The following is a 1,126-nucleotide window of genomic DNA, read 5'->3' as shown; positions in this document are numbered from 1 at the left end:
GCATTGAGTTTGAAATTCGCGCAAAAAACGCCCGGATTTACTTGCGCAAGGCCATGCATATTGGCGTTATTGGAACAAAAATCACAACAGAAAAGATTTTTTAGCCGCTATAAATTTTACGAAACTTATACAAAAGGTGGTCTTAACCGATGCACCCCCACTTTCTTTACGAAAGACGCTTATTTCCCAATGATGCCTGATAACACCTCTTTTATCGTGGTATAGCGCAGCGGTAATGTGCGCCCCCGTTTTTTGACTAAATACAAATCTTCATAAACGGTTTGTTTTAGCTGCGCGACGTGCAATTCTTCTCTATTTGGAAAGCTTTCTACTGCACTTTGAGGCAACACCGTAAATCCCAATCCTTTGCTAACTGGCAATAATATTTGGCTTAATTGATTGACGAAGCCCGAAAGCGGCATGTCACTCATTTTTGTCTCTTTTAATTGTGGCTCTGCACATTGGTCAAAAAACAACGTCATATAGTGCTCGGCATCGGGATGGCCAATAACACCGCATTTTTGCAAGATCTCAGGCGTTAAGGGCTCGGCTTTATATGCGTGGGGAAGGATCAAGCACAGCGCTTCTCGACCGATTCGTTCGCTTTGGAAGAGGCTTTTGTTTGGAGCGTCAGTCACGATGCCGATATCAATGCGGCCTTCAGAGATACCATTAAGAATAGATTGGTTTGGCGCGGCTTCTAAGTGGATGGACAAACTAGGATGTTGCGTTTGTTGCTCTAATAGAGGGCCGTAAAGCATGAGGGCCAACGCACCGGAACAAGCGAGTTTACAATGGCCAGAATAGGCATCATCAAAGCTGAGTTCTTCTAGTAAGCTTTTTTCGCGTTCCTCTAGCTCCAGCGCATAGGCGTAAACCATACGACCTTGTTCGGTGAGCTCGAAACTTTTGTTCTCACGTTTGATCAAGGCATGCTGACAACTTTGCTCTAACTTCTTGATGTGTTGGCTAACACCGGGTTGGGTCATGTAGAGCTTTTCTGCGGTTTGCGTAAAGTGGCCGACTTCGACCAGAGTCTTAAACGTGTGTAACCAAACGGGATTAAGCATAGTGCGTGATGTGCTGTGAGCTTGCTAAGAGACGTTGAGAAAATAATAGCATGGCA

Annotated in this window: 1 protein-coding gene; it reads right to left on the bottom strand. The window is 44.8% G+C overall.

Annotation, left to right across the window (positions count from 1 at the left end; genetic code table 11):
- Positions 1-179: 179 nt before the first annotated feature.
- Positions 180-1,070 (bottom strand): LysR family transcriptional regulator, encoded by an 891-nt coding sequence (locus R7Q48_RS24605; RefSeq protein ID WP_025536838.1) that lies wholly within the window; start codon positions 1,068-1,070, stop codon positions 180-182.
- Positions 1,071-1,126 lie beyond the last annotated feature (56 nt).

This window comes from Vibrio sp. 378 (assembly GCF_033339435.1).
This window is presented reverse-complemented; position numbering and strand designations above follow the sequence as displayed.

Excerpts from the sequence above, each read along its gene's own strand:
- R7Q48_RS24605 (WP_025536838.1), bottom strand. The coding sequence starts at position 1,070 with ATGCTTAATCCCGTTTGGTTACACACGTTTAAGACTCTGGTCGAAGTC.